The 26,023-nt window shown below is 71.8% G+C and carries 20 protein-coding genes; 8 read left to right on the top strand and 12 right to left on the bottom strand.

Annotated features, from left to right (window positions below):
- Window positions 1–44: 44 nt before the first annotated feature.
- Window positions 45–1,184 (bottom strand): ATP-binding protein, encoded by a 1,140-nt coding sequence (locus tag NO889_RS11915; protein WP_256412469.1) that lies wholly within the window; start codon window positions 1,182–1,184, stop codon window positions 45–47.
- A 176-nt stretch (window positions 1,185–1,360) separates the two neighbouring features.
- Between NO889_RS11915 and NO889_RS11910 the strand changes: the two genes are divergently transcribed.
- Together NO889_RS11910 and ilvA are read left to right on the top strand one after the other, a co-directional pair.
- Window positions 1,361–1,768 carry a gamma-glutamylcyclotransferase family protein gene (locus tag NO889_RS11910; RefSeq protein WP_256412468.1) on the top strand — a complete coding sequence of 136 codons (408 nt, stop codon included), beginning with the start codon at window positions 1,361–1,363 and terminating at the stop codon, window positions 1,766–1,768.
- Window positions 1,769–2,004: 236 nt separating this feature from the next.
- Window positions 2,005–3,216: a threonine ammonia-lyase gene (gene ilvA, locus NO889_RS11905; RefSeq protein ID WP_256412467.1), complete on the top strand. Its 1,212-nt coding sequence runs from the start codon at window positions 2,005–2,007 to the stop codon at window positions 3,214–3,216.
- Window positions 3,217–3,271: 55 nt separating this feature from the next.
- Here ilvA and NO889_RS11900 read toward each other — a convergent pair whose 3' ends face one another.
- The 3 genes from NO889_RS11900 to folP form a co-directional block, all read right to left on the bottom strand.
- Window positions 3,272–4,342: an NAD(P)/FAD-dependent oxidoreductase gene (locus tag NO889_RS11900; RefSeq protein ID WP_256412466.1), complete on the bottom strand. Its 1,071-nt coding sequence runs from the start codon at window positions 4,340–4,342 to the stop codon at window positions 3,272–3,274.
- A gap of 101 nt (window positions 4,343–4,443) precedes the next feature.
- Window positions 4,444–6,003 (bottom strand): DHH family phosphoesterase, encoded by a 1,560-nt coding sequence (locus NO889_RS11895; RefSeq protein ID WP_256412465.1) that lies wholly within the window; start codon window positions 6,001–6,003, stop codon window positions 4,444–4,446.
- Window positions 6,004–6,103: 100 nt separating this feature from the next.
- Window positions 6,104–8,713 (bottom strand): dihydropteroate synthase, encoded by a 2,610-nt coding sequence (gene folP / locus NO889_RS11890; protein WP_256412464.1) that lies wholly within the window; start codon window positions 8,711–8,713, stop codon window positions 6,104–6,106.
- A 106-nt stretch (window positions 8,714–8,819) separates the two neighbouring features.
- Between folP and NO889_RS11885 the strand changes: the two genes are divergently transcribed.
- Together NO889_RS11885 and glmS are read left to right on the top strand one after the other, a co-directional pair.
- Window positions 8,820–9,998: a sugar phosphate nucleotidyltransferase gene (locus NO889_RS11885; protein WP_256412463.1), complete on the top strand. Its 1,179-nt coding sequence runs from the start codon at window positions 8,820–8,822 to the stop codon at window positions 9,996–9,998.
- A gap of 1 nt (window position 9,999) precedes the next feature.
- Window positions 10,000–11,820: a glutamine--fructose-6-phosphate transaminase (isomerizing) gene (glmS, locus tag NO889_RS11880; protein ID WP_256412462.1), complete on the top strand. Its 1,821-nt coding sequence runs from the start codon at window positions 10,000–10,002 to the stop codon at window positions 11,818–11,820.
- Between the two features lie 88 nt (window positions 11,821–11,908).
- On the opposite strand, the gene NO889_RS11875 is transcribed toward glmS, so the two are convergent.
- Window positions 11,909–14,236 (bottom strand): hypothetical protein, encoded by a 2,328-nt coding sequence (locus NO889_RS11875; protein WP_256412461.1) that lies wholly within the window; start codon window positions 14,234–14,236, stop codon window positions 11,909–11,911.
- Between the two features lie 125 nt (window positions 14,237–14,361).
- On the opposite strand from NO889_RS11875, the gene NO889_RS11870 reads away from it, so the two are divergent.
- Window positions 14,362–15,528, top strand: coding sequence for a sensor histidine kinase (locus NO889_RS11870; protein ID WP_256412460.1), 1,167 nt, complete (start codon window positions 14,362–14,364; stop codon window positions 15,526–15,528).
- A 515-nt stretch (window positions 15,529–16,043) separates the two neighbouring features.
- Here the strand turns inward: NO889_RS11870 and NO889_RS11865 are convergent.
- Together NO889_RS11865 and NO889_RS11860 are read right to left on the bottom strand one after the other, a co-directional pair.
- Window positions 16,044–17,345, bottom strand: a complete 1,302-nt coding sequence (locus NO889_RS11865) for an RNB domain-containing ribonuclease (protein WP_256412459.1) — start codon at window positions 17,343–17,345, stop codon at window positions 16,044–16,046.
- A gap of 125 nt (window positions 17,346–17,470) precedes the next feature.
- Window positions 17,471–17,767 (bottom strand): DUF7562 family protein, encoded by a 297-nt coding sequence (locus NO889_RS11860; RefSeq protein WP_066412172.1) that lies wholly within the window; start codon window positions 17,765–17,767, stop codon window positions 17,471–17,473.
- 154 nt (window positions 17,768–17,921) lie between these two features.
- On the opposite strand from NO889_RS11860, the gene NO889_RS11855 reads away from it, so the two are divergent.
- Both NO889_RS11855 and NO889_RS11850 read left to right on the top strand, forming a co-directional pair.
- The gene (locus NO889_RS11855; RefSeq protein ID WP_256412458.1) at window positions 17,922–18,401 is read left to right on the top strand and encodes a cation:proton antiporter regulatory subunit; all 480 of its coding nucleotides are present in this window, start codon (window positions 17,922–17,924) and stop codon (window positions 18,399–18,401) included.
- Window positions 18,402–18,468: 67 nt separating this feature from the next.
- Window positions 18,469–19,710 (top strand): cation:proton antiporter, encoded by a 1,242-nt coding sequence (locus NO889_RS11850; RefSeq protein WP_256412457.1) that lies wholly within the window; start codon window positions 18,469–18,471, stop codon window positions 19,708–19,710.
- Between the two features lie 35 nt (window positions 19,711–19,745).
- On the opposite strand, the gene NO889_RS11845 is transcribed toward NO889_RS11850, so the two are convergent.
- The 4 genes from NO889_RS11845 to NO889_RS11830 form a co-directional block, all read right to left on the bottom strand.
- On the bottom strand, window positions 19,746–21,164 hold the full coding sequence (locus tag NO889_RS11845; RefSeq protein WP_256412456.1) for an amidohydrolase: 1,419 nt from the start codon (window positions 21,162–21,164) through the stop codon (window positions 19,746–19,748).
- Window positions 21,165–21,260: 96 nt separating this feature from the next.
- Window positions 21,261–21,893 (bottom strand): dolichol kinase, encoded by a 633-nt coding sequence (locus NO889_RS11840; protein WP_256412455.1) that lies wholly within the window; start codon window positions 21,891–21,893, stop codon window positions 21,261–21,263.
- A 2-nt stretch (window positions 21,894–21,895) separates the two neighbouring features.
- The gene (gene glyS / locus NO889_RS11835; protein WP_256412454.1) at window positions 21,896–23,716 is read right to left on the bottom strand and encodes a glycine--tRNA ligase; all 1,821 of its coding nucleotides are present in this window, start codon (window positions 23,714–23,716) and stop codon (window positions 21,896–21,898) included.
- Entirely contained in the window at window positions 23,716–24,564 is an 849-nt protein-coding gene (locus NO889_RS11830) for a CBS domain-containing protein (protein ID WP_256412453.1), read from the bottom strand. The genes glyS and NO889_RS11830 overlap by 1 nt, the downstream gene beginning before the upstream one ends.
- A 297-nt stretch (window positions 24,565–24,861) precedes the next feature.
- Between NO889_RS11830 and NO889_RS11825 the strand changes: the two genes are divergently transcribed.
- Window positions 24,862–25,083: a DUF7556 family protein gene (locus tag NO889_RS11825; RefSeq protein WP_066412146.1), complete on the top strand. Its 222-nt coding sequence runs from the start codon at window positions 24,862–24,864 to the stop codon at window positions 25,081–25,083.
- Window positions 25,084–25,119: 36 nt separating this feature from the next.
- On the opposite strand, the gene NO889_RS11820 is transcribed toward NO889_RS11825, so the two are convergent.
- Entirely contained in the window at window positions 25,120–26,022 is a 903-nt protein-coding gene (locus NO889_RS11820; protein ID WP_256412452.1) for a ketopantoate reductase family protein, read from the bottom strand.
- Window position 26,023 lies beyond the last annotated feature (1 nt).

Raw genomic sequence — 26,023 nt, 5'->3', positions numbered from 1 at the left:
GGGTCGCGAACGCGAGAACTCGTGGCGGACTTCGAAGGATCGAATCAGTCCTCGTCCGCTCGGGGGAGCGTCACCTCGAACCGGGCGCCGCCGAGGTCGGCCTCCCCGACCGCGACCGTGCCGCCGTACTCCTCGACGAGGCTGTCGACGATGAACAGCCCGCCGCCCTCGGAGTCGCCGTGGCGGTCACCGGATCCGCCGGCTGTCGCGCCGTCCCCGCCGCCGTTTGGAAACAGCGTGGCCCGCCGCTCGGGCGGGATTCCGGGGCCGTCGTCGTCGATCGACAGCGTGACCGTTTCGTCGCCCTCGGTGATGGCGACCCGGAGGGTGGCGTCGCCGCCCGCGTGCTCGACGGCGTTCTCGACGAGGTTGTCGACGACGGAGCGGAGCCCGTCGTTCGCCGTGACCGGGGCCGTCTCCGTCAGATAGGCATCGAGTGTCACGTCGGACCGGTCCGTGATCCCCTCGAGTATCTCTCGCGTGACCGCCGCGAGATCAACCCGATAGAGATCGGCGTCGCCGACGAGCGCGTCGGTGACGGCGCTCGTCGTCTCGAGTCGATCGAGCCCCTCGTCGGCCTTGGTCGCGATCACGGCCGCGGCGTCGCGGCCGTCGGGGCCGTTCCCGTCGTCGGATCCGGGCTCGGCGGCGGCGATCCCATCGCCGTGGCTGGTCGCTTCGGCGAGGTCCGCGTATCCCCGGATCGTCGAGAGGTCGTTCCGGAGGTCGTGACGAAGCAGGTGGTTCACGAACGAAACCGCCCGCGTGGCGTCGTGCGCACGGCGAGCCTCCGCCTCCTGTCGAACGGCGAGGTATCCCGAGATCGCGCCGCCGAGCGCCCCCGAACCGGCGGCGACCAGAAGCGGAAAAACGGGTTCGATGAGGGGACGTCCCTCGACTGCCCGGACGAGAAGCGTCGCGCCGATGGCTCCTGCCGCGAGGAGCGTTCCTACCGCGGTCCACCGAGCGACGCGTCCCTCCTCGAGGCGGGTGAAGCCGGCTTCTCGGACCCGGACCCCCGCATAGACGACGCCGAGGGCGATCCCGCCGTCGAGCGCGAGCGCGAGCGCGGGACCGAGCGTCCCCCCGACGGTTTCGATCTCCGTCCCGTGGTGAACCGTCGCGACGAGCAGGAGGCTACAGCCGATCCCGACGACGACGGCGGATCCTCGTGGTCTCCACACGATGTGGTCGTCTTTCGCGGCTTCGAACAAAAACCGTTGCGTGTCGAGAGCGGGTAGCGCGCGATCGACGGAGGGGGACGGTGGGTGAGTTGGCGGACGGAAGACGACCGGCGGGCGGCGGCAACCGACCGGACGGCTGCCCGAACGTTCAAACGCCCGAACGACCCAGACGGGCCATGGACGCCTTCGTCTACGGAACCCTCACCGAGCCCGATCGCGTGGGAGCGCTGCTCGACTCGTTCGTCTTCGTCGGATCGGCGACCCTCTCCGGACTCCATCTCGTCGAGGGGCGCTACCCGACGCTCGCACCCGGCGAGGAGACGGCGGGGCGGCTCCTCCGGACCGACGAGATCGAGACGCTCGACGCGTACGAGGGCGTCGACGACGGGCTCTACCTCCGGGTCACGGTACCGCTCGACGCGCCCGACGGCTACCCCGAGGAGGCGATCGTCTACGTCGGCGACCCCGATCGGCTCGACGCGGACGCGACGTGGCCGGGCGACGGCGAGTTCCGCGAGCGGGTGGAGCGGCACCTCGATCGAACCGACGTCGCCGTCCGTCTCGATCAGGGATCGACCGTCTGACGCCGGTCCGACGACCGATCGATGTCGACGCAGTCCCACAGTTTCACTTTCACTCCGCCTGCCGGACCTTTTTGTATCGCCGTCCACTGTCTTCAGTCGCACGTCACACGCGTGCATTCCCCCTTCCTTTCACGCGTTCCATCGCGAGCGACGCGGCGAGGATCCCGCGAACCGCTCGGACGACCGGAACGGGCGACGACCGGAACCGATTAGCCCGCGGCGTCGCCACGGGGCGTATGATCTCGTTGGCCGACATCGAGGCCGCCCGCGAACGGGTCGACGGCGTCGCCCGCCGCACGCCGCTCGAACGGTCGCGGACGTTCTCGGAGATGACCGGCGCGGACGTCCACCTCAAACTCGAGAACTTCCAGCGCACCGGCGCGTTCAAGATCCGCGGGGCGACGAACCGGATCGCGACGCTCCCGGCCGAGGCCCGCGAGGCCGGCGTCGTCACGGCCAGCGCCGGCAACCACGCACAGGGGGTCGCGCTGGCGGCCGAGCGCGCCGGCGTCGACGCCACCGTCGTAATGCCGAAGTTCGCGCCCGTCTCGAAGGTGAAAGCCACCCGCGGCTACGGCGCGAGCGTCCGACTGGAGGGCGTCGACTACGACGAGGCGCAGGCGGTCGCCCACCAGCTGGAGCGCGAACAGGGGTTGACGTACGTCCACGCCTTCGACGATCCAGCCGTGATGGCCGGGCAGGGCACCCTCGGGCTGGAGATCGCCGACGACTGCCCCGACCTCGACACCGTCGTCGTCCCGATCGGCGGCGGCGGGCTGATCTCGGGCGTCGCCGTCGCGGTCAAGGAGCGGCTCGACGACGTCCGGGTCGTGGGGGTCCAAGCGGAGGGCGCGGCCTCGGCGGCCGCGTCGCTCTCGGCGGGCGAGATCCGCGAGATCAAGGGCGTCGACACCATCGCCGACGGGATCGCCACCCGCTCGATCGGCGAGGAGCCCTTCGCGGTCATGCGCGAGTACGTCGACGAGGTGGTGACCGTCGACGACCGGGAGATCGCCTTAGCGCTCACGTTGCTTTTGGAGCGCTCGAAGACCCTCGTCGAGGGGGCCGGCGCGGTCGCGCTGGCGGCGACGCTCTCGGAGGCGTTCGACTACGAGGACGACGAGACGATCGTCGCCGCGTTGTGTGGCGGCAACATCGACCTCAACCGGCTCGGGACGGTGATCCGCCGCGGGCTCGTCCAGATGGGTCGGTACCTCAAGCTCACCGTCGACCTGAAGGACCGACCGGGCGAGCTCGAGCGCGTCTCGAGCATCGTCGCGCGTGCCGGCGCGAACGTGTACGCGGTCCACCACGACCGCACCTCGCGGGACGTCGCGGTCAACGCGGCGGAGCTCGAACTCGAGCTCGAGACCGACGACGCCGAACACGCCGCGAGCATCGTCGAGGAGCTGGAGGCCGACGGCTACGAGGTGGAGGTGCTCTCCTGACGGGGTTCAGGATCGATCGGACCGCACGTTACGGGATCGCTCGGTCGCTCCCCGCTCAGTCGTCGCCCTCGGCGGCGACGGGCGCGGGCTCGCGGAGCTCGCCGGCGCGCTCGCGGTCGGAGAGGTAGTCGTCGGCGTCGAGCGCGGCCTTCACGCCCATCCCGCCGGCGGTCACCGCCTGCTGGTAGTGGTGGTCGACCACGTCGCCCGCACCGAAGATCCCCTCGACCGCGGTCGCGGTCTGGTTCCCGTCGCGGCCGCCCCGCGTCAGGAGGTAGCCGGCGTCGTCGAGCTCGACGCCGGTCTCCTCCAGGTACGCCGTGTTCGGGGTGTGGCCGATGGCGTAGAACACCGCGCCCACGTCGAAGTCGTACTCCTCGACCTCCTCGGCGGTCGCCGGGTCCGCGAGCTTCTCCGTGGGGTGGCCCTCGGGATGCTCGACGAGCGTGACGCCCGTGATCCCCTCCTCCGCGCTGCCGTGGATCTCGGTGAGCTCCGTGTTCTTCAGGATCTCGATCTCGCCGTCGTCGACCTTGTCCATCACGCGCTCGATCCAGACGTCCTCCGCGCGGAACTCCTCGCGGCGGTGCGCGATGTAGACGGTGTCGGCGAACTTCGTGAGGAAGTTGGCCTCCTCCATGGCGGCGTCGCCGCCGCCGACGACGAGCATGTCCTCGCCGCGGAAGAACGCGCCGTCACACGTCGCACACGTCGAGAGCCCGTACCCCATCAGCTCGTCCTCGCCGGGGACGCCGAGCGTCCGGGCGCTGGCCCCGGAGGCGGCGATCACGGCGTCCGCGGTGTAGACGTCGCCGTTCGTGAGCTCGACCCGGAAGTGTCCCGCGGGCTCCTTCCGTACGTCGGCGACGATCCCGCTCCGGAGCTCGGACCCGAACTTCTCCGCCTGCTCGCGCATCTCGTTGATGAGCTCCGGCCCGGAGATCCCCTCGGGGAAGCCCGGATAGTTCTCCACGTCGGTCGTGAGCGTGAGCTGGCCGCCGGGCTCGTCGCCCTCGATCAACAGCGGGTCGTTGTTCGACCGGGCGGCGTAGATCGCCGCGCTGAGCGCGGCGATCCCGCTTCCGGCGACGAGGAGCCGTCGGTGCTCGAGTATTTCATCGCTCATACTATACTGTTCGTGGCGGCGGGATATGTAGGTTGCGCCCGCGGTTCGGGGCGGAGGAACCGGCGGTTCGGGGAGGAGACGGAAGGAGGGAGGGATCCGGCTCAGTCCGGGAACTCCGCGTCGACCGCCGACTGCGGCGTCCCGGCCGGCGGCGTCGGCGGCGAGGAGAGCGCCTCGAAGAACCGCTCGGCGACGAACTCCTCGACGACGTCCGCGAGCGACTCGTCCTCGGCGACGGCCTCCAAGATTCCGAGCGGGACCTGCGCGCCGGCCATGTTGGCGTGACCGCCCGCGGATCCCGCCTGCGCGAGCGCGTCGCGGAGCAGTTCGCCCACGTCGAGGTCGGTCCCGCGGGTGCGGGCCGATCCGTAGATCACGCCGTCCATGTAGCCGTACACGAACGTCACGGCGATCCCCTCGAGGTCGAGCAGCCTGTCGGCCGCCTGCGCGAGCGCGTCGCGGTCCGTGATCTCGCCGACGCAGGACGCGACCGACGAGCCGCGGACGTCGCGCCGGTCGATCGCGGTCGCGAGCACGCGGAGCGTCTCCGCGCTCACGCTCGGGCTCTCGACGCGGTCGAGCGTCGACTCGTCGACGTGCGGCGTCAGCGACGCGGCGGCCTCGAAGTCGGGGATCGACACCTCGCGGGTGAAATCCCGCGTGTCGATCCGGATCCCGTACAGCAGCGCGGTCGCGAGTGCGCGGTCCGGCTCGATCCCCAGTCGCGAGAGGTACTCCGCGATCAGGGTGCTCGTCGCCCCCGCGTCAGGCCGAACGTCGACGAAGGAGCCCTCGACCGGGCCGCGCGGCGGGTGGTGGTCGATCACGACGTCGACCGACGTCCCCTCGGGCAGCGAGTCGTTGATCCCCGCCCGCGAGTGGTCGACGAGCGCGATCCCGTCGTACGCCTCGAGGTCGGTCCCGTCGACCGTCGAGAGCGAGAGGTCGAGGAGGTTCACCATCGCGCGGTTCTCCTGGTGGGCGATCTCCCCGCCGTAGCAGGGCTCCGCGGGGACGCCGACCGCCTCGGCGATCCGCGCCAGCCCGACCGCGCTCGCGATGGCGTCGGGGTCGGGGTTGTCGTGGGCGACGACGAGAAGCGGCCCGTCGAGGCCCCGTATCGTGCGGATCAGCCGCGGCGGGCGCTCGGTCGAGTCGAGCGGCCACCTCGTCGAGCCGGGCGGCCGCTCCGTCGGTTCGGACGACCCCTCCGTGGCGGCATCGTCGACGGACTCGGGGACGGATCCGGAGTCGGACGCGGGCTCGTCGAGACCGACCGCGTCGCGGATCCGGGTCGCCACCGCCTCGACCGGGTCGACGACGCGGTCCGCGACCGACTCCAGGGCGTCGACCTGCGCCGCGGTCGGGGCGGTGCCGACGTGCGCGACGATCATCGCGTCGGGGTAGCGCTCGCGGGCCGCGGACGCGGCGGCGACGTTCCGGGTCGGGTCGTCGCCCGCGACCAGCACGACCGCGGCGCGCTCGGGGTACGCGGACGGGTCGGTCGGGTCGGCCTCCACGGTCGCCACGTTGCGGTCGCGCAGCGTCGAGGCCCAGCCGGCGTCGTCGGTCACCGCGAGGAACTCCTCTGACCCCTCGGCGACGGCATCGACGAGGGCGCCGCCGACCGCGCTACAACCGAGCAACAGACGCCGGACCATGTGTCTCCGCCGAGGGGACGGCGACGCAAAACGCTGCCGTCCGCGCCGCCGGACTCCCGCGTCGTCACTCCCGCGCCGCCGGACTCCCGCGTCTCCGGACTCACTCGAGCCGCTCCGGGTCGGTCGCGGCCGCGACGACGTCCACCGCGGCGCGGTTCTCGGCGACGTCGTGGACGCGGACGAGGTCGGCCCCGCGGTCGGCCGCGAGCGCGGTCGCGGCGACCGTCGCGTGTTCGCGGTCGTCCGACCCGAGGCCGATCGCGTCGTACAGCGACTTGTACGAGTGGCCGACCAGCACCGGACAGCCGAGCGCCGCGAACTCGTCGACCCGACCGAGCAGCTCGAAGTTCTCGGCGGCCGACTTGCCGAACCCGAGTCCGGGGTCGACGATCACCCGATCGCGGTCGATCCCCGCCACGTCGGCCAGTGCGAGCCGCTCGCGGAGGTCGGCGATCACGTCCGCGACCACGTCGTCGTACTCCGGGTCGGCGTCGGGGTCGACCGGGGCGTCGACGCTGTGCATCACGACCACCGGGCACCCGGCGTCGGCGACGACCTCCCGCATCCGGGGGTCCTCCAGCCCGGTCACGTCGTTTATCACGTCCGCGCCCGCCGCGAGGGCCGCCTCCGCGACCGCCGGCTTCCGGGTGTCCACGGAGACGAGCACGTCGCCGTCGGCGACCGCGGGGACCTCCCGGACCGCCTCGATCGCCGGGACGACGCGGTCGATCTCCTCGTCGACCGGCACCGTCTCCGCGCCCGGTCGGGTGGACTCGCCGCCGACGTCGATCACGTCGACGCCGGCCGCGACCATGCGCTCCGCCCCCGCGACCGCGTCCGCGAGCCCCTCGTGTCGGCCGCCGTCGTGGAAGGAGTCGGGCGTCACGTTGAGCACGCCCATCACCGCGGTGCCGTCGGACCAAGGGTAGTCGGGGGCCGTCGTTTCGCTCGTATCCTCGTCGATCCCGAGTCGCTCCCGGAGGTCGGCCGCGACGCCCGCGAGACCGCCGCCGCCCGCACCCTCGAGCCGGTCACAGAGCTCGCGGAACTCGGCGACCGAGCCGGCGAGCGTGACCGGAGAGAGCTCGCCGCCCGCGGAGCCGCCGCCGTCGACCTCGCTGCCGCGTCCCTCCGCGCCGACCCCGCCGACGGCCGCCTCGCCGCCGACCGTCCGGAGCGTGGCCGCGACCCGGCGGGCGCGGTCGCCGCGGAGCCGGAGCGAGCAGGTCCGGTGGTCGACGCCGTCGCGGGCGCGCTCGGCGTCCGCCGGCGGGACCCCGCCGCGTTCGAGCGCGCGGGCGGCGTCCGCCGGGCCGTCGACCGATTTCGGGGTCACCGTTCGGTACAGCGCCGCGCGCGCCTCCGCGACAGCGAACAGCGAGCCGACGACGAGCACGCAGTCGTCCTCGCCGGCGCGCCCGACCGCCGCCGCGACCGCGTCGGCGACGTCGTCGCCCTCGGTCACGTCGTCGACGCCCGCCGACCGGAGCGCCGCCGCGAGCACCGCCGGGTCCTCCGCGCGGTCGAGCGCGGGTCGGCAGGCGACCGCGGTCGCGGCGGCCGGGAGCGCGCCGACCGCGCCGGCGTGGTCCTTGTCGTGCATCGCGGCGTACACGAGGTGGAGGTCCGCGTACTCGTACTCCGCGAGCGTCTCCGCGAGCGTCGCGCAGGCCGCGGGATTGTGCGCGCCGTCGAGGACGGTCAGCGGCCCCGTGTCGACGACCTCGAACCGGCCGGGCCACGTCGCCCGCGCGAGCCCGTCCGCGAGCGAGCGCTCGAAGGGGGCAACAGCCTCTCCGCCCTCCGCGTCGTCCGTCCCGTCGAGCGCGTCGAGCGTTCTGCGCGCCAGCGCCGCCGCGACCGCCGCGTTCGTCGCCTGGTGGGCCCCGACGAGCGGGATCCGGTAGGACCCGGCCGACTCGCCGGCGAAGGTCACCTCGGCGTCCGTCGCGCTCACGCGCCCCCCGTAGCTCGCGGCGATCGCGGGATCGGGGGCGTCGACGTGGGCGTTCTCGCCGGCGTCGCCCCCCGCGTCGTCGACGCCGGGACCCGTGACCCGCGTTACCGGCGCGCCCGCCTCCCCGGCGACCTCGCGCACGACCCGCAGGGCCTCGCCCGAGCAGGCCGTGACCATCGAGGCGTCGGGGCGGGCGATCCGCGACTTGGTGCGGGCGATCTCCCCGATCGTGTCGCCGAGGACGGCAGTGTGTTCGAGCGAGACGTTCGTTACCGCGGTCGCGACGGGGTCGACGGCGCTGGTCGCGTCGTACTCGCCGCCGAGGCCGACCTCGAGGACGACCACGTCGACGTCGCGGCGCGCGAAGTCGTGGAGCGCCATGGCCGTGATCACCTCGAAGAACGTGAGCGGCTCGCCGCCCGCGGCCCGCTCGACGAGCCACGGCTTCACCTCCTCGACGAAGTCGACGACCACCGCGTCGGTCATGGGCCGGCCGTCGACGCGGACCCGCTCCGTGAGCGCGGCGAGGTGCGGCGAGGTGTAGAGCCCGACCGAGAGCCCCGACTCCCGCAGGACCGACTCGACCATCCGGGCCGTGCTCCCCTTGCCGTTCGAGCCCGCGATCTGGACGCAGGGGAGATCGGCTTCGGGGTTCCCCAGCCGGTCGAGCAGCGCCTCGATCCGCTCGGTGCCGGGCTTGACCGAGAAGCGACGGAGGTCGAACAGGAAGTTCGCCGCCTCGTGGTAGTACATACGCCGTGGGTCGTCTCCGGGTCGTTTAGGCGTACCGGACCGGGGCGAGTCCGCGAGCGCGCGGGGACCACCACCCTTCAAGTCGGTCGGACGGTTCGGATCCGGCATGTCCGATCGACCGACGACGGCCGTCGTCCTCGCCGCCGGCGCGGGGCGACGGCTGAGTCCGTTGACGAACCGGCGGCCGAAGCCGATGGTCCCGGTCGCCAACAAGCCCCTCCTCGAGTACGTGATCGAGGCCGCGAGCGCGGCCGGCGTCGACGAGTTCGTCCTCGTCGTGGGCTACGAGCGCGAGCGGATCCAGACCCACTTCGGCGACGGCGACGACTGGGACGTCTCGATCCGGTACGTCGTTCAGGAGAAGCGGCTCGGCACCGCCCACGCGGTCTCGCGGGCCGAGTCCCGCGTCGAGGGGTCGTTCCTCGTGTTGAACGGCGACCGGATCGTCGAGCCCGCCGCGGTCGCGGACGTCCGCGACGCGCTGGCCGACGGCGACGCCGCGGCCGCGATGGCGGTGACCCGGAGCGACCGGCCGCGGGCCTACGGGGTCGTGACCGTCCGCGACGAGCGCGTGGAAACGATCGTCGAGAAGCCCCGTCGGGAGGCGGACTCCGAGGTGATCAACGCGGGCGTGTACGCGTTCACGCCCGCGGTGTTCGACGCGATCCGCGACACCGAACCGTCCGACGAGGGCGAGTACGAGCTGCCCGACACCGTCGCCCGGCTCATCGGCGACGGCGGCGTCCGCGCCGTCAGGTACGGCGGCGGCTGGCACGACGTCTCGTACCTCTGGGACCTGCTCGCGGTCACCGACGACGTGCTCGATCGAGACGGCGGGGCAGTCGAGGGAACGCTCGCGCCCGGCGCGGGCGTCGACGACCGCTGCGTCGTCGCCCCCACCGCCTCGGTGGGCCGGAGCGCGGTCGTCGCCGCGGGGACGACCGTCGGCGAGAACGCGCGGATCGAGCCCAACGCGACAGTCGAGCGCTCCGTCGTCCTCCCGGACGCGACGGTCGAGGCCGGCGCGGTGCTCCGCGACTGTATCGTCGGCGCGGGCGCGACCGTGGGCGCGAACGCCACCGTTCGGGGCGGGACCGCGACCGTCGCCGTCGCCGGCGAGCTGTACGAGGGAGTCCGTCTCGGCGCGGTCGTCGGCGACGACGCGGCCGTCGGCGGCGCGGCGGCGCTCTCGCCGGGGACCGTCCTCGGCAACGACGCCGTCGTCGGCGACGGCGCGTCGGTGAGCGGGCGGATCGAGGACGGCGTGACGGTACGGAGGGGGTAACATGTGCGGGATCATCGGCTACGTCGGCGACCGCCCAGCGCTCCCGATCCTCTCGGCCGGACTCTCGAACCTCGAGTACCGCGGGTACGACTCCGCGGGCGTCGCGCTCACGAACGACGCGCTCTCCGTGTACAAGAAGTCAGGCGAGGTGGGCGAGCTTCAGGGGATCCTCCCCGAGTCGACCGACCACACGCGGGGGATCGGCCACACACGGTGGAGCACCCACGGGCCGCCGACGGACGAGAACGCGCACCCCCACACGGACTGTACCGGCCGGGTCGCGGTCGTCCACAACGGGATCATCGAGAACTACGACGCGCTCCGCGAGGAGCTCGCCGACCACGAGTTCACGAGCGACACCGACACCGAGGTCGTCCCGCACCTGATCGAGGAGGCGCTCGACGCGGGCGCGGAGCCGCGGGCGGCGGTCGAGGCCGCCGTCGACCGGCTCGAGGGTACCTACGCGGTGGTCGTGACGATCGCCGGCGTCGACGAGGTGTACGCGACCCGCCGCGACAGCCCGCTCGTCGTCGGCCACGCCGAGGACGGGACCTTCCTCGCCAGCGACGTGACCGCCTTCCTCGAGCACACCCGCGAGGTGACCTACGTCGAGGACGGCGACTTCGCCGTCATCGGCGACGACGGCCTCTCGCTGTACCGCGACGGGGAGGCGGTCGAGCCGGCGGTCGAGCGGCTCGAGTACGAGGCCGACGCCGCCGAGAAGAGCGGCTACGACCACTACATGCTGAAGGAGATCCACGAGCAGCCGCGGGCGCTCAGACAGACGATCTCCGGGCGGATCGACACGGACGACGGGACCGCCGACATCGACGTCGACCTCCCGAGCGAGTACGTCGACTCGATCGAGGAGATCCAGATCGTCGCCTGCGGCACCTCCAACTACGCGGGGCGGTACGCCGCGGAGCTGCTGGAGTCGATCGTCGACGTCCGGGCGACCGTGGAGGTCGCGAGCGAGTACGAGTTCGACGGCGGCCGCGACCCCTGGCGGACGCTCGTGGTCGCGGTGACCCAGAGCGGCGAGACCGCGGACACGCTCTCCGCGATCCGCCGGGCGAAACGCGCCGGCGCGCGCACGCTCGCGGTCACCAACACGCTCGGGAGCACGGTCGTCCGCGAGACCGACGACAGCGTGTTCATCCGCGCGGGCCCGGAGATCGGCGTGGCGGCGACGAAGACGTTCGCCTCGCAGGTGGCGACGCTGACGCTGCTCGCGGTCCGTATCGGCCGCGCCCGCGGGTCGCTGTCGTACGGGCGGGCGCGCGAGCTGCTGGAGTCGGTCCGGCGGCTCCCGAACGCGGTCCAGGGCGTCCTCGACCGCGAGGACCGGGTTCGCGAGGTCGCCCGCGAGTACGCCGACAGCGACGCGTTCTTCTTCGTCGGGCGAAAGCTCGGTCACCCCGTGGCGCTCGAGGGCGCGTTGAAGCTGAAGGAGATCTCCTACGACCACGCCGAGGGGTTCCCCGCCGGCGAGTTGAAACACGGCCCGCTCGCGCTCGTCACCGAGGAGACGCCCGTGCTGGCGCTTCTGACCGACGGCTCCAGGCCGGACGAGACGCTGAACAACGTCAAGGAGGTCGAGGCGCGCGGCGCGCCGGTGATCGGCGCGACGACCGCCGACGGCGACGGGCGAGCGACCGACTCGGCGTACCTCGACGTCGAGTTGCCCGTCCCCGCCACCGGCGCGCTGGAGCCGCTCGTCGCGAACGTGTACTGGCAGCTGTTCGCCTACCACGTCGCCGACGAGAAGGGCCGGCCGATCGACCGGCCGCGCAACCTCGCGAAGAGCGTCACGGTCGAGTAGTGCGGAGCGCGCTCCTCCCCTCCGCCTGCGGCCTCTCCCGTTTCCCTCCGATCCTCCCTCCGTCTGCGCCCCGCCCGCAGTCCCCGCCTCAGTCGTACCGACCGAAGGTCTCTCGAAGGTACTCCGCCGACTCCTTGAGCCGCTCCGCGTACGCCGGCTCGTCCCACGTCGGCGGGACGTACTCGAGCGTGCGGAGCCGGCCGTCCTCGATCCCGGGGACCGCGTGTGCGAGGTTCGTCGACCGCGAGTCGATCGGGGCGGCGGACCCGGACCCGCCGTCGTCGCCGTCGTCCCCGGCCGGCACGTAGGAGGCGGCGGCGACGTCGATCGCCTCGAACGGCTCGTACTCGTCGAGCCCGCCGGTCCGGAGGTCGCCGAGCCGGCGGCGTCGGCTCGGGTCGGCGACGTTGAGGAGCAGCCAGGGGAGCCGGATCTCGATCGCGTCCGTCGACGGCGAGACGTGAACGTCCGCGAGCGAGTCGTACTCGGCGGCGTCGGGGGTGCCGTTCCCGTAGCGGAGCGTCCCCGTCTCGACCGACTGGAACGGGACCCGCTCGCCGGTCGGCGGCACCGTGTACCCGCGACCGATCGTCGTCCGGATCGGCGCGAACGCGCCGGGGTCGGGATCGCGGTACCGCGAGAGGTCGAGGCCCGCCTCCGCGCCGTACAGGTACGCGAACGCGTCGTATCGCGGGTGGACCGCCACCCGCGAGTCGCCGGGGCCGCCGAGGCGGACGACGAAGTCGGTCGACGCCGAGGCCGCGTCGACGCCGTGGGGAAGTGCCACCCCGCTCCGACCGGTCAGGCCGAGCGTGAGGAGGTAGTTGACGCGGTCCCAGTCGAGGTCGGCCAGGTCGGCGAACTCGAGGCGGATCGAGAGGTACGCGACGTCGCTCGTGACCCGGAGCGCGGTCAGTTCGTGCGCGCCGCCCGTGTCGTCGTCGAATCGCGCGGGCCGTCCCGCCGGCGTCGCCGCAGTCGCGTCGGTCCACGCGTCTGCGGAGCCGTCGAGCGGGACCGCGTCCGCCGGGTCGAACGCGAGCAGGCCGAACCGCTGTTCGGGCGTCTGGACGTTCGACCATTTCGGCCGGCGGTTCGGGTCCGAGAGCGCGGCGAGGTTCCACGTCCGCTTGAACCACTCGTCGTGCCAGCTGAAGACGAGGCCGCCGGCCGCGCCGACCTCGCGGACGTCCTCGTACATCGCCGCGAGGATCTCCCCCTGCTCGGTCTCCGTGTGGCGGCCCTGGTCGCGGCCGTGGACGTGTCGCTGGGCGATCCCCCGCGAGGAGGGGACGCCGAACTCGGCGACCACGAGCGGGTGGTCGGTCGCGCCGACGAGGTCGTTCAGGTAGCCGGCGTAGCCGTTTCGTTCCCCCCGGTGGTCGACGTAGTTCGCGTACTCCGGCGTCTCGTTGAGAAGCGGCGGGTAGTACGGGTAGACGTGGTAGGCCGCGAACGTGCCCGCGTCGTAGGCGTCGGTCGCGACGACGGCGTCGGAGTCGACGGTGACCGCGTCCTCCATCTCGAACGGCTCGTAGGGGTGCGAAAGCGGGTCGGTCGTCACCCAGTTGGTGAACGCCGCGGGACGCTGGTTCCCGTACGCGTCGACCTCGTGGGCCACCGCCCGGTCGATCCGCTCGGCGAGCCAGCGCTCGAACGGCCGGTCGACCGTCGAGGAGAGGTACTCGCCGTCGTACGGGCCGGGGTCGTTCGCGCGGTTCGTCTCGGCGACGACCGTCGGCGGCCACTCGATCCCGGCGACGTAGCCGAGGACGGCGTCGCTCACGTCGGCGTCGTACGTCCCGCTGGCGTGGCCGGGTTCGGGGTCGATCGTCGTCGCGCCGTGGACGACGTCGACGACCCGGCGAAGCGACCGGTCGAACTCCTCGGCGAGCGCGAACGCGTCGCCGGCCTCGATCAGGTGCTCCTCGCCGATCCAGTTGCCGTGGAGGAGGTAGATCGGGTCCGGGTGCGCCCGGTTGTACGCGGCGAGCGCGCGGTAGAACGCCGGCGGGTGGACCGTGTACACCCGCACGACGTTGACGTTCAACTCCCCCATCCACGCGAGCCAGCGGTCGTACTCCGCGCGGGTGATCGCCGCCTCGCCGGGGAAGCGGCCGGGCTTGGCCATCCCGAGGTTCACCCCGCGGGGGACGACCGCCTCGAACGGGCCGCCGTCGACGGAGACCGCGAAGCCGTCGTCGCCGACGCGGAAGCGCCGGTCGGAGCCCTCCGACCGGGCGTCGTCGGCCCCCTCGCCGTCACCGTCCTCGTCGTCAGCCTCGTCACCGGGGGCGCTCTCACCGCCCGCGTCGGTTCCGCGCCCGTCGCCGTCCGTCTCTGCGCGGAACCCGCAGCCGGCGGTCCCGACCGCGCCGGCGGCACCCACCTTCCCGAGGAACGCGCGTCTGTGCACGGCGTTCCCTGTCGCCGTCGAGATAAAGTCTTGCCCCCGACGAGCGCCGGCCGCGCGACCGGACGGGAGCGGGGACGACTTCCGGTTTTATCAGGGTCCCTCCGAAACCCGACGACGATCCACCGATGACCCCCTCCGGCGATCCCGACCACTCCCGACCGTTCGAGCGCCTCGTCCGGTTGAGCGACGCGAATCTGACCCCCGAAGAACGGATCCGGGAGGCGATCGACGTCGGTCGCGGGTACCTCGGCGTCGCCAACGGCGTCCTCTCGTACACCGCCGAGGGGCGCTACGAGGTGATCGCCACGAACATCGAGTCCGGGCCGTACGCCGAGGGCGGGGTCGTCGAGCTCGACGCGACGTGGTGTCGCCACGTCGCCGACGGCGGCGGGACGATCGGGTTCGCCGACGCCGCGGAGGGCCCGTACCGCGACGACCGCGCGCGGGAGGCGACCGGCCTGCGCTGTTACGTCGGCGCGCCCGTCGAGATCGACGGCGAGACGTATGGGACGCTGTGTTTCTCCGATCCGGAGCCCCGCGCGGACCCGATCGCCGACGAGGAGCGCGACTTCGTCTCGGTGCTCGCCGACTGGGTCGGCCACGAACTCGAGCGCGGGAAACACTACGCCGAGCTGCGCGCGCAGAACGACCGGCTCGACGAGTTCACCGGGATAATCGCCCACGACCTCCGGAACCCGCTCGCGGGCGCGATCGGGTTCACGGAGCTGGCACAGGAGGGGACGACGGGCGAGACGGCGGCGTTCCTCTCGCGGGTTCGGAGCGCGCTCGGCCGCATGGAGACGATGATCGCCGAGTGTCTGATACTGGCGAAGGAGGGCGCGGACGTGGGCGAACGCGACGAGGTCGATCTGGAGGCGCTCGTCCGCGACGCCTGGGAGACGGTCCGAACTCGGAACGCGACGCTGTCGGTCGACGTCGATCCCGGAACGACCGTCCTCGCCGACGCGGAGCGGCTCCAGCGACTCCTCGAGAACCTGTTCCGCAACAGCGTCGAACACGGCGGCTCGGACGTCTCGGTGACCGTCTCGGGCGACGACCACGGGTTCGTCGTCGCCGACGACGGTCCCGGACTGCCCCCGGCGGTCGAGGCCGCGCTCGCCGACGCCGACGCGGAGAACGTCAAGTCGTTCGGGCTCGGGCTGTTGGTCGTCCTCCGGGTCGTCTCGGGGCACAGCTGGGACCTCGCTGTCGACACCTCGGCCGACGGGACCGCGTTCCGCGTGAGCGACCTCAACGCCGCGGAGCCGGTCCACGAGGAGTTGGACGACTAGGCCGCCCGAACGCTTGAGAACGGCTCGAGAGACCGAGAGACCGAGCACTAGGTGCGTGAGAGGCGTCGTTGCGGTGGCGCGCCCGGAAGCGGGCCTCCGGCCCGCGACCGGAACACGAGGGACGCGGCGAGCGAGGTGCTCGTTTCACTCGCACCCCGGTAGCGAGCGGTGAAACCGCGAGCGGAGCGAGCCGTGCGAGGGCGACCGAAGGGAGCCCTCGACTAGCGAACGGCAGTGCCGTGAGCCGAGCGGCCGGGGCGTTGGCGGTGGGCTCCGCAGTCGGTCGTCTCACTTCGTTCGATCGAGCGACTGGAGCTTTGGACGCGGTCACCGCGACAGCAACGATCCCGTCCTGCCCATCCGATCTCCCACCGAAACACTCGTACCACTAGCACGCTCGATCTGGCCACGGATTCGAGTCTGTTCGCCCGAACGGACGGAATTCGAGCCTGTTCACCCGAACGGAACGGATGTCGAAACGCCCGCGTTCACTCTTCCACTTCGGGACTCCCCTCTCAGGCCGTGTGTTTCGCCTCCTCGGCGTTCTCGACGACCTCCAGCCCGCGGTTGTTCACGGCGTAGGGATCGAGCCCCTGCTCTTGAAGGAACTGCTTGTAGAGCCGTTCGGCGGTCTCGCCGTCCTTCTGTTTGTCGCTTGCGTGGTCACAGAGCTCGATCAGGTTCTCGGGCACGTCGTTCTCGTGGACGATCCAGTGGTTGATGGTGTCGGAGAGCCGGCGGATGGGCGAGGTGAAGTGGCCGTAGATGTCGAAGTTGAGCGCGTGGTGGCCGCCGAAGGGGTCGTTCATGTACTTCGCGCGCGGCATCACCTTCAGCACGGCCCGCTGGATCTTGTTGAGCTGGCGGTCGGGCGACTCCTCTAAGGCCGCGTTGACGGCCTTCCGCGGGTCGTCGCCCCACGCCGAGCCGGGGATCGAGACGCCGTCGAGCTCCTGGATCTCCTTGAGCGCCTCGCTCCACTGGTCGGGGGTCGGCTGCGGGTGGACGCGATACATCGCCTCGACGCCGCGGTCCCACATCAGGGTGTGCGTCACCGCCTTGTTCGCTTTCAGCATCGACTCCTCGATGATGGTGTGTGCGCGGTCGCGCCGCGGATTGAGGACGAGCGAGCCGTCCTCCTTGCGCTGTTCGTGCATCCGGTCCGCGAGCTCGAACGCGAGCGCGTTCTCCTCGCCGAGGGGCAAGGAGGGGTCCTCGAGTCGGTTCTCACACTGTTTGTAGGTGAGCCGCTCGTCGGAGTTGATGACGGACTTGTAGATCTCGACGTCCTCGAACGAGAGCGTCTCGTCGTCGATCTCCATCTCCACCGTGTGAGCGAGCCGGTCCTCCTCGGGGACGAGCGAGCAGACGGTCTCGGCGAGCACCGGCGGCAGCATGTGGATCGTGTAGTCGGGCAGGTAGACCGTGTTCGCGCGCTCGACCGCCTCCTCCCACATCGCGGTGTCGGGCGTGACGTAGTGGGTCACGTCGGCGATGTGGACCCACAGCCGGTAGGCGTCCGCCTCGCGCTGGATCGAGATGGCGTCGTCGAAGTCCTGGGCGTCGACCGGGTCGGTCGTCCAGGTGGTGAGATCACGGAGATCCCGTCGCTCGTCGATCTCGGTTTGGATCTCCCCGTCGACGCCCTCCGTTCGGGCCTCGGCCTCTCGGAGGACCTCCGGCGGGAACTCGTCGCGAATGCCGAACTCCTCGAACAGCTCCGCCCGCTTCTCGGCCAGCCGCTCGGCCAACGCCTCGGTGACCGTCACGGGACCCTGGTCCTCGGCGGAGCCCTGTTTCGGCTCGTCGTCTGACATACGCGAACCAACGCGGGTCCGTTAGAAAGGCCTGTCGGGGCGGATCGACGGGGGATCGCGCCGCGTCGCCGCCGAGCTGAGACGCCGCTACGGTGCCGGCTCGTCGCGTTCGATCGCTCGCCGCCTCACCCGTCGTCGCGTCGCGTCGCGGAGTCGGTGACGGCGTCGGTGTACCGGTCGAGGAACTCCTCCTGTGAGAGGCCGTCGGACTCGATGGAGAGGACGAGCGACTCGAGGCCGTCCCGCGGCTGGTGACAGAGCTCGTCGTCGCAGTCGACACAGAGGTGCTCGAACTCCTTGTCCCGCCGGTCCCAGCGGTTCCCCTCCTTGTCGTACTCGCGCGCGTCCTCGCGCAACACCGACTCCCCACACGCGATGCAGACCACGGTCCGACGGTCCCGGCTCCTCGGGGAGCGCCACATGGGTGTCTCCTCGAACCCGGTCTACTTAGCGTTTGGTGCCGCCGGCAGACGCCCGTCGGACGGAGCGTTCCGTTCCCGCCGCCCACGAGGGCGTCCCGCTCCCGACCCCGACGCGGTATACAGGACTATTACCGGGGCGGATCGTACGTTCCGTATGACGATCACCGAATCCGACCTTCCGGGGGTCGGAAAGAAGTTCGAGATCGAACTCGACGACGGCGAGATGATCGTCGTCATCCACAACACGGGCAAACGGGAGCTCTTCTACCGTCCGGAGCCGAGCGCCGACAGCGAGAAGGCGTTCGAGTTCGGCGACGACCTGGCCCGCACCATCGGGTCGATCATCGAGGGCGCGCACTTCCAGCCGATCGAGCCGGCGACCCAGGAGACCACCCTGCCGGGCGGCATCCTTCTGGAGTGGTACGAGCTCCCGCCGGGCTCCCCGCTCGTCGGCGAGACGCTGGAGAGCGCCGACATCGGCAACCGGACCGGGCTCGCGGTCGTCGCCATCCAGCGCGGCGACGAGGTCATCGACAGCCCCGACGCCGGCACGGTCCTCCGGGAGGGCGACACCGTGATCGGGGTCGGCACCCGCGAGGACTGCGAGGCCTTCGAGGAGCTCCTGACGGGATGACGGACGCGACCCACCGTCAGACGCACGCCGGCGGCCGTCGCGCGCACGCCGGCGGAGGTGGCCGGTAGTGGCGCTGCTCGACGTCGGCGTCATGTTCGCCGCGATCGCGGTCGCCGGCGCGGCCGCGAACCGCCTCGGCCAGTCGGTGATCCCCTTCTACATCGTCGTCGGGATGGCGCTCGGCGAGCACGTCCTCGGCCGGTTCGCCCTCCCCGGCTTCGGCACCGTCTACGTCCCGGAGACGGAGTTCATCGCGCTCGGCGCGGAGCTCGGGATCGTCTTCCTCCTCTTCTTTCTGGGGCTGGAGTTCAACCTCGACCGCCTGCTCGCTCGACGCTCGGAGATCGGCACGGCCGGGACGATCGACCTCGCGAACTTCGGCGTGGGACTCGTCCTCGGCTGGCTCGTCTTCGGCGCGTTCCTGCCGGCGTTCCTGCTCGCGGGGATCGTCTACATCTCCTCGTCGGCGGTGATCACGAAGTCGCTCATCGACCTCGGCTGGATCGCCAACGACGAGGCGGAGCCGCTCCTCGGCACCCTGGTGTACGAGGACCTGTTCATCGCCGTCTACCTCGCGGTCGCGTCCGCGCTGGTGCTCGGCGGCGGCGACGTCGCCGCGGCGGCGACGGACGTCGGGATCGCGATCGGGTTCATCGCCGTGCTGTTGGGGCTCGTCCGGTTCGGGACACCGGCGTTCGACCGGCTGGTGGCGACCGACAACAAGGAGTTCGTCGCACTCCGATCGATCGCGGCCGTCGTGTTGGTCGCGGGCGCGGCGCTCACGCTCGGCGTCAGCGAAGCGGTCGCCGCCTTCTTCATCGGGATGGCCTTCTCCGCGACGGACTACGTCCACGAGGTCGAGACGCTGTTGGAGCCCGTCCGCGACACCTTCGCCGGGGTCTTCTTCTTCTGGATCGGGCTCGTCACCGACCCGGCGCTGTTCGGGGGCGTCGCCGCGCTCGTCGCGCTCGCGGTGGTCGTGACGGCGCCGACGAAGCTCGTCACGGGCTACTTCGCCGGGCGCGCGTTCGACCTCGACGTCCGCCGGTCGACGCGGGTCGGCCTCGGGATGACCACCCGCGGGGAGTTCTCGCTCATCATCGCGACGGTCGCCGCCAGCGGGGCCACGGCCGGCACGTTCGACCCGGCGGTGGCCGCGACGCTCAACGCCTTCGCCGTCGGCTACGTCCTCGTGATGGCGATACTCGGAACCACGCTGATGGGCCACTCGGAGCCGTTCGAGCGGGCGGCCGTCTCGTGGCTCGGCGGGGGGACGTCGACCGGGGAGGGTCCGAAGCCCGGCGAGTGATCGCGGGGCCGCCTCGGTCGGACTCCACTGGGGCCTCACTCGGCGGTCATGTCGAACGGCGGCTCCGCCTCCGGCGGCAGCGGCGTCTCGTACGGCTCGCCGCCGGTCGCCGCCTCGAACTCCTCGCGTGCGGCCGCCAGCGTCTCCGGGTCGGTCATGAGGTCGTGGGCCGTCCCGGCCAGCACCTTCGCGGCGAACAGCATCCCCTTCCTCCCGAAGTCGCCGTTGGCGGCGACGACCTGCCACGAGTGCCCCGGCGCGCCGACCGGCCAGGTCGCCGCGTTGAACTGCCCGGTGGGCGCGATGTAGCTCACGTCGCCGACCTCGGTCGACCCCCCGGAGGTCACGTCCTCGTTGAACGGCGGAACCGGATCCGGGTACAGCGCGTGCGGCTCGACCGTCTCGCGGAGGTCCTTGGGAAGCTCCTCGAGCCGGGACGCCCGATTGCTCTCGGAGACCGTCTCGAGCAGCTCGCGGGCGAACTCGCGGTCGGCCTCGTCGTACTCGATCGGTCCCACTTCCTGCATGTTCTCCCAGATGGCGTCCGTGACCGAGCCGTTGGCGATGTAGTCGTGACAGCCGGAGAGGAACCGCTCCGAGACCGTCGTCTGGGTCATCGTCGCCGCGCCCCGCGCGATGTCGCGCAGCCAGTCGGTGTTGCGCTCGACCTCCTCGCGGCTCGGCGCGCGAACGAAGTACCACACCGACGCCTCGGCGGGCACGACGTTCGGGGCGTCGCCGCCGTCCGGGATCGAGTAGTGGAGCCGGGCGTCGTCGGAGACGTGCTCGCGCATGAACTCGACGCCGACGTTGGTGAGTTCGACTGCGTCGAGCGCGCTCCGCCCGGATTCGGGTGAACCACCCGCATGGGCGGCCTCGCCCTCGAACTCGAAGAGGAGCGAGTTGAGCGCGTTCGAACTCCCGACCCGCGGCGTGTTCAGGTCGCCGGGATGCCAGGTCAACGCGGCGTCGAGGTCGTCGAAGACGCCCGCGCGGGCCATGTACGTCTTCCCGACGAGCGTCTCCTCGGCCGGACAGCCGTAGTAGCGGATCGTCCCCTCGAGCTCTCCGTCCTCGATCGCTCGCTTCACCGCGACCGCGGCTCCGAGCGTCGCGGTCCCGAAGAGGTTGTGGCCGCAGCCGTGACCCGGCCCGCCCCGCTCCACCGGCGAGCGTTCGGCTTTCACCTCCTGTGAGAGTCCGGGGAGCGCGTCGTACTCGCCTAAGATTCCGATCGTCGGGTCGCCCTCGCCGTAGGTCGCGACGAACGCGGTCGGCATCCCGGCGATACCCGTCTCCACGTCGAACCCCTCCTCGCGCAGCGTCGTCGCGAGCGCCTCCGCCGACTCGTGTTCGTGGAGGCCCAGCTCGGGGGTCTCCCAGAGCCGCTCGGCGAGGTCGTACAGCAGCTCCCGCTCCGATTCGACCGTCTCGTACACCGTCTTCGCGGTCATCGTGGTGACTCGCCCAACACGGGCGGAGTCATTGAATCTACCCCCGTACACGGGAGGGGAAGGACGAAGCGAGCCGTCGGAGCGGACCGACCCCGATCAGCCCAGTACCGCCGCGGCGACCGCCATCCCGGCGAGCGCGGCGGGCGGGATCGTGAGGTTGTCGTCGAGGACGACCCCGTAGACGATCGGCGGGATGCCGTCGGCGACCGTGGCGGGCACCGCGCCCGCGACGGCGACGGCGACCCCGACCGTCGGGCCGAACGCGGGCACCGTGAACGGGAGCGTCACCGCGAGACAGACGGCGAACATCACGGCCCACACGAGGGGACGCTTCGGCTCCCGCGGGCCGTTCTCGCCGAGCGCGCCGCTTATCGGGTCGCCGACGGAGAGCATCCACATCGTCGGAACCGCGAGCGTCGGCGTCGCGACCGGCGTGGTCGCGACGAGCGCGACCGCGGCGGTGCTGACCTGGTAGAGCGCGTAGCCGCCGACCGCCTCCGCCTCGTACTCGCGGGTCAACGCGCGGTACACCGCGTGGTCGAGTCCGACGACGATCCGGAGGAACTCCAGGATCGCGACGACGACGACGCTGGCGACGAGCAGCGCGGCGGTCTCCGTCCACGAGATCCACCCGAGCAGGTAGGGGACGGGGTAGAGGGTGCCGCTCGCGTGGACCAGCCGCCGCTCGAACTCCACGCGATCGCGCCACGCCGCCGCCGGGAGCGTCACGGTCAGTTCTCTGTCGTCTCGACGGCCGTCTCGACGGCCTCGTACCGGTCGAGGAGATCCGCGAACGCCCCGCCGGACCGGAGCGCCGCCAGCTCGTCGGCCAGATCCCCGACCGGAACCCGGATCTGGGCCGCCGAGTCGCGCTCGCGGACCGTAACGGTCTCCGGACCGTCACCCTCGACGCCGTCGCGGTCGACGGTGACACAGAACGGGGTACCGACCTCGTCCTGTCGGCGGTATCGCCGTCCGATCGAGCCGGAGTCGTCGTACGCGACCGCGAGCCCCGCCGCACGGAGGTCGGCGGCGACGCGGTCGGCGAGGGCGGTGAGCCGGTCGTCGTTCGTCACGAGCGGGAAGACGGCGGCGTCCCGCGGGGCGATCTCGGGGACCAGAGAGAGGTACGTCCGCTCCTCGCCGTCGACCTCGTCGGTCTCGTAGGCGTGCGCTAGAAGCGTCTGGACCGTCCGACCGACGCCGAAGGAGGGCTCGACGACGTGCGGCGTGACGTGTTCGCCGTTCTCGGTGACCTCCTCGACCGAGAAGTTCGCCACGTCCGCGTCGACCTCGACCTCGCGGGTCCCGCCGCCGCTACCGTCCTCGCCACCGTCGCCGATCTCGACGGTCACGGTGTCGCCCCCGAAGGCGTCGGGATCGCGGCCGGCGAGCGTCTCGAGCGCCTCCGCGACCGCGGCGGCGTCGCCGCCGAACTCGGGACCCAGCACCGACATGTCGGGGTCGACGGTCGCGCGCTCGACCGTTCTCGGCTCGTCGTAGCGTTTGAAGACGGTGAAGGAGTCGTCGCCGTACTCGTCGTGTTTCGAGAGGTCGTAGTCGCCGCGGTAGGCGAAGCCGGCGATCTCGATCCAGTCGCCGTCGACCTCGCTCTCAGCGTCCCAGCAGTCGGCGGCGTAGTGGGCGCGCTCGCCCGCGAGGTGTTGCCGGAAGCGGAACCGGTCCATGTCGACGCCGACCCGCTCGTACCACTCCTGGGCGACCCCGAGATAGTAGCCGACCCACGGCGATCCGATGGTTCCCTCCGAAACGGCCTCGCCGACCGTGGTGTCGAGGTAGTCGTCGTCGGCCGTCTCCTGTTCCGCGGCGGGGTACAGCCGAACCTCGACGTCCGCGACCCGTTCGAGGGGGGGCTCGTCCGCCTCGGGATCGATGAACTGCTCCAGCTCCGCCTGCGTGAACTCCCGCAGACGCAGGAGGCCGCCCCGAGGCGAGATCTCGTTGCGGTAGGCGGGGCCGATCTGGGTGATCCCGAAGGGGAGGCTGCCGCGGGCGTACTCCTTCAGCCGGGGGAACTCGACGAAGATCCCCTGGGCGGTCTCCGGGCGGAGGTAGCCGGGCTGGCCGTCGCCCGGCCCGATCGCGGTCGCGAACATGAGGTTGAAGTCCTCGACGTCGCGCCCCGCGAGCGGCGAGCCACAGGAGGGGCAGGCGACGTCGTGATCGCGGATCAGACCCTCCACCTCCTCGCCCGACAGGGCCTCGGCGTCCTCGATATCGGTCGCGTCCTCGACGAGGTGGTCCGCGCGGTGGGACTCGCCGCACTCGCCGCACTCGACGAGCATGTCGTCGAACCCCTCGAGGTGGCCCGACGCCTCGAAGACCGCCTCGGGCATCACGGTCGGAGCCTCGATCTCGCGGTTCCCCTCCCGGAGCGTGAACCGGTCGCGCCAGGCGTCCTCGAGGTTGCGTTTGAGCGCCGCGCCCTGCGGGCCGAACGTGTAGAATCCCGCGGTGCCGCCGTACGCGCCGTTCGCGCCGAAAAAGAACCCGCGACGCTTCGCGAGCTCGACGAGGTCCGCGCCGGCCATCAGATACCCTCCAACAGGTCGATGTCCCGGACGACGCCGGACAGCTCCGTCCCGTTGACGAGCGGGACCTGCTCGACGTCGTTGGAGATCAGCTCCTTCGCGACCTCCCTCGCGGTCCGCGTGCCGCTGACGGTGACGACCTCGTTCGTCATGAAGTGCCGCGTCGCGCCCGCCGGGATCTCGACGTTCCGGGTCGGGAGGTAGCGCGCGCCGGTCGCCTTGATCCCCTCCCAGGACCACTCGGAGTCCTGCTCGGCGATCGAGTCGCCCGTGCTCGCCTCGCCCTCGACGACGCGCGCAACCTCGAGCACGTCGACCTCGGTGAGGATCCCCGCCATCTCCGCGTCGTCGTCGAGGACGACCGCGTACGGGACGCCCGCGAGGCCGATCTCGCGTTCCGCGACCGGCAGCGGCGTCTCCACGTGGGTGGCGTTGACCTCGCGGGTGGCGAGCTCGCGGACCGCGCGGTCGCCCTCGACCTCGCCGCGGGCGATCGCCCGTACCACGTCGGTGACGGTCAGTATCCCGACCAGCTCGTCGCCGTCGACGACCGGCAGCCGGCGGGAGCGCTCGGCGACCATCGTCTCGGCCGCCGCCTCGATCGTCGCCTCCGCGCTCGTCGCCGGCACCTCGCGCATCAACAGCGCGAGCTGGTCCTCGTCCGGCTGGTCGATGAGGTCGTCGCGGGAGACGAGCCCGCGGTACACCTCCTCGCCGTCGACGTCCTTGACGACGGGGACCGAGGAGAAACCGTACTCCTGGAGGTACTCCAACACGTCGTTCCGGCTGCCGGGGATCTCGACGACGACGAGGTCCGCCCGCGGCGTCATGGCGTCTGCTACGTTCATGCCCCGTCTTTCAGCGTCGCTCCTCTTGTATCCCCCGAAGGGCGGCCGCAGCCCGGATCGACGGCGACGCACCGCCTCCCGCCGGGACGTCGCCGTTCGGCGGCCGCCGAGCCCCGCCGGCGATCCGCGTCACGCCACGTCATACCACGCCCGTCCCCCCTCTCGCCCGCCCGCCCCGACGGATCGACGGCGATCGGTCGACTGCGTCGTCGATCCCGGCACGAATCCTCGCGTTTTCCGGCGAATCTCACCTGCCGGTTCGCAACCCTTTTAACTGTCTGTGAACTAATCACAATCATGTCACGGAGTTCCACTCCCTGGGACGACCCGGACCCCGACCGTCGGCGGACCGCGCTGCCGACGGACGCGGAGGCGACGGCCCCCTCCTCGACCGACGTGATGGCGTCGATCGATTCCTCGTCGTCGCGACCGGAACTCGTGATCGCCGACGTCTCCCGCGAGAACGCGTGGCTCTCCGTCGACGAGCAGAACGCGACCGTCCTCGAGGAGTGGTGCTGACGGCGACGACGCGCTCCCTTCCGACGGCTCGTCCGTTCACTTCTCGCGGAGCTCCCGCCCCGCCTCCCACGCCCGAATAACCGACCCGAGCGTCCGGCACGTCGGAACCGCGACGCCCCGCTCGTCGGCGCGCTCGAGGACGGCCCCGTAGATCGCCTCGACCTCGGTCCGCCGGCCGGCCGCGACGTCCTCGCACATCGACGAGCGGTTCGGGGCCGTGTCGCGGGCGACGCGCTCGAGCGCGTCGCTCGCCTCGTCTGGCGTCAGATCCGCTCCCGCAGCCGCCGCGACTCGGCCGACCTCGCGCGCCGCCTCGCGGGCGATCCCCCGCGCGGGTCCCTCGAGCACCTCGCCGTTCGTGACCCGTGCGAGCGCCGAGGGGCCGTTGATACCGGCGTTGACCGCGAGCTTCTCGTACCGCCGCCGGGGCATGTCCGCGGCGGCGCCCACCTCGATCCCGGCGTCGTCGAACGCCCGCGCGACCCGGTCGGCGAGCGGGCTCTCTCCTCCGGCGAGCGCCCCGACGGCGACCTTGCCGACGCCGGTACACCGCACGCGGCCGGGGCCGAGGAGGCGCGCGCCGTAGCTCGCCGTTCCCGCGAGGACGGGTGGCTCGAGCGCCGCGACGAGTCGCTCCTCCGTGAGCCCGTTCTGGAGCGAACAGACCGCGCCGTACTCGCCGGTCGCGAGCGCCCGCGCCGCCGCGTCGGTGTCGTACGCCTTCGTCGTCACGAGCGCGAGGTCCGCCGAACGGTGCCGGCCGTCGGTCACCGCTCGCGGCCGGACGCGCGCCTCGACCGCGCCCTCGATCCGTAGCCCCTCCTCTCGGACCCGCCGCATGTGCGGGTTCCGCCCGACGAGCGTCACGTCGTGCGCGGGCGCCAACAGCCCGCCGACGAGGCTGCCCAGCGCGCCAGCGCCGTGGACGAGGACCTCCATG

Origin of the sequence: Halorubrum rubrum (assembly GCF_024494685.1) — an archaeon.
Classification (GTDB): Archaea; Halobacteriota; Halobacteria; order Halobacteriales; family Haloferacaceae; genus Halorubrum; species Halorubrum rubrum.
Note: the sequence above shows the minus strand (reverse complement) of the source record. Positions and strands in the feature narration are given on the sequence as shown.

What these genes read in the sequence shown, in the direction of transcription:
- NO889_RS11865 (WP_256412459.1), bottom strand. Translation starts at nt 17,345, where the DNA reads ATGTCAGACGACGAGCCGAAACAGGGCTCCGCCGAGGACCAGGGTCCC.
- NO889_RS11870 (WP_256412460.1), top strand. Translation starts at nt 14,362, where the DNA reads ATGACCCCCTCCGGCGATCCCGACCACTCCCGACCGTTCGAGCGCCTC.
- ilvA (WP_256412467.1), top strand. Translation starts at nt 2,005, where the DNA reads ATGATCTCGTTGGCCGACATCGAGGCCGCCCGCGAACGGGTCGACGGC.
- NO889_RS11860 (WP_066412172.1), bottom strand. Translation starts at nt 17,767, where the DNA reads ATGTGGCGCTCCCCGAGGAGCCGGGACCGTCGGACCGTGGTCTGCATC.
- glyS (WP_256412454.1), bottom strand. Translation starts at nt 23,716, where the DNA reads ATGGCCGGCGCGGACCTCGTCGAGCTCGCGAAGCGTCGCGGGTTCTTT.
- NO889_RS11845 (WP_256412456.1), bottom strand. Translation starts at nt 21,164, where the DNA reads ATGACCGCGAAGACGGTGTACGAGACGGTCGAATCGGAGCGGGAGCTG.
- folP (WP_256412464.1), bottom strand. Translation starts at nt 8,713, where the DNA reads ATGTACTACCACGAGGCGGCGAACTTCCTGTTCGACCTCCGTCGCTTC.
- NO889_RS11830 (WP_256412453.1), bottom strand. Translation starts at nt 24,564, where the DNA reads ATGAACGTAGCAGACGCCATGACGCCGCGGGCGGACCTCGTCGTCGTC.
- NO889_RS11910 (WP_256412468.1), top strand. Translation starts at nt 1,361, where the DNA reads ATGGACGCCTTCGTCTACGGAACCCTCACCGAGCCCGATCGCGTGGGA.
- NO889_RS11820 (WP_256412452.1), bottom strand. Translation starts at nt 26,022, where the DNA reads ATGGAGGTCCTCGTCCACGGCGCTGGCGCGCTGGGCAGCCTCGTCGGC.
- NO889_RS11855 (WP_256412458.1), top strand. Translation starts at nt 17,922, where the DNA reads ATGACGATCACCGAATCCGACCTTCCGGGGGTCGGAAAGAAGTTCGAG.
- NO889_RS11885 (WP_256412463.1), top strand. Translation starts at nt 8,820, where the DNA reads ATGTCCGATCGACCGACGACGGCCGTCGTCCTCGCCGCCGGCGCGGGG.
- NO889_RS11895 (WP_256412465.1), bottom strand. Translation starts at nt 6,003, where the DNA reads ATGGTCCGGCGTCTGTTGCTCGGTTGTAGCGCGGTCGGCGGCGCCCTC.
- NO889_RS11825 (WP_066412146.1), top strand. Translation starts at nt 24,862, where the DNA reads ATGTCACGGAGTTCCACTCCCTGGGACGACCCGGACCCCGACCGTCGG.
- NO889_RS11900 (WP_256412466.1), bottom strand. Translation starts at nt 4,342, where the DNA reads ATGAGCGATGAAATACTCGAGCACCGACGGCTCCTCGTCGCCGGAAGC.
- glmS (WP_256412462.1), top strand. Translation starts at nt 10,000, where the DNA reads ATGTGCGGGATCATCGGCTACGTCGGCGACCGCCCAGCGCTCCCGATC.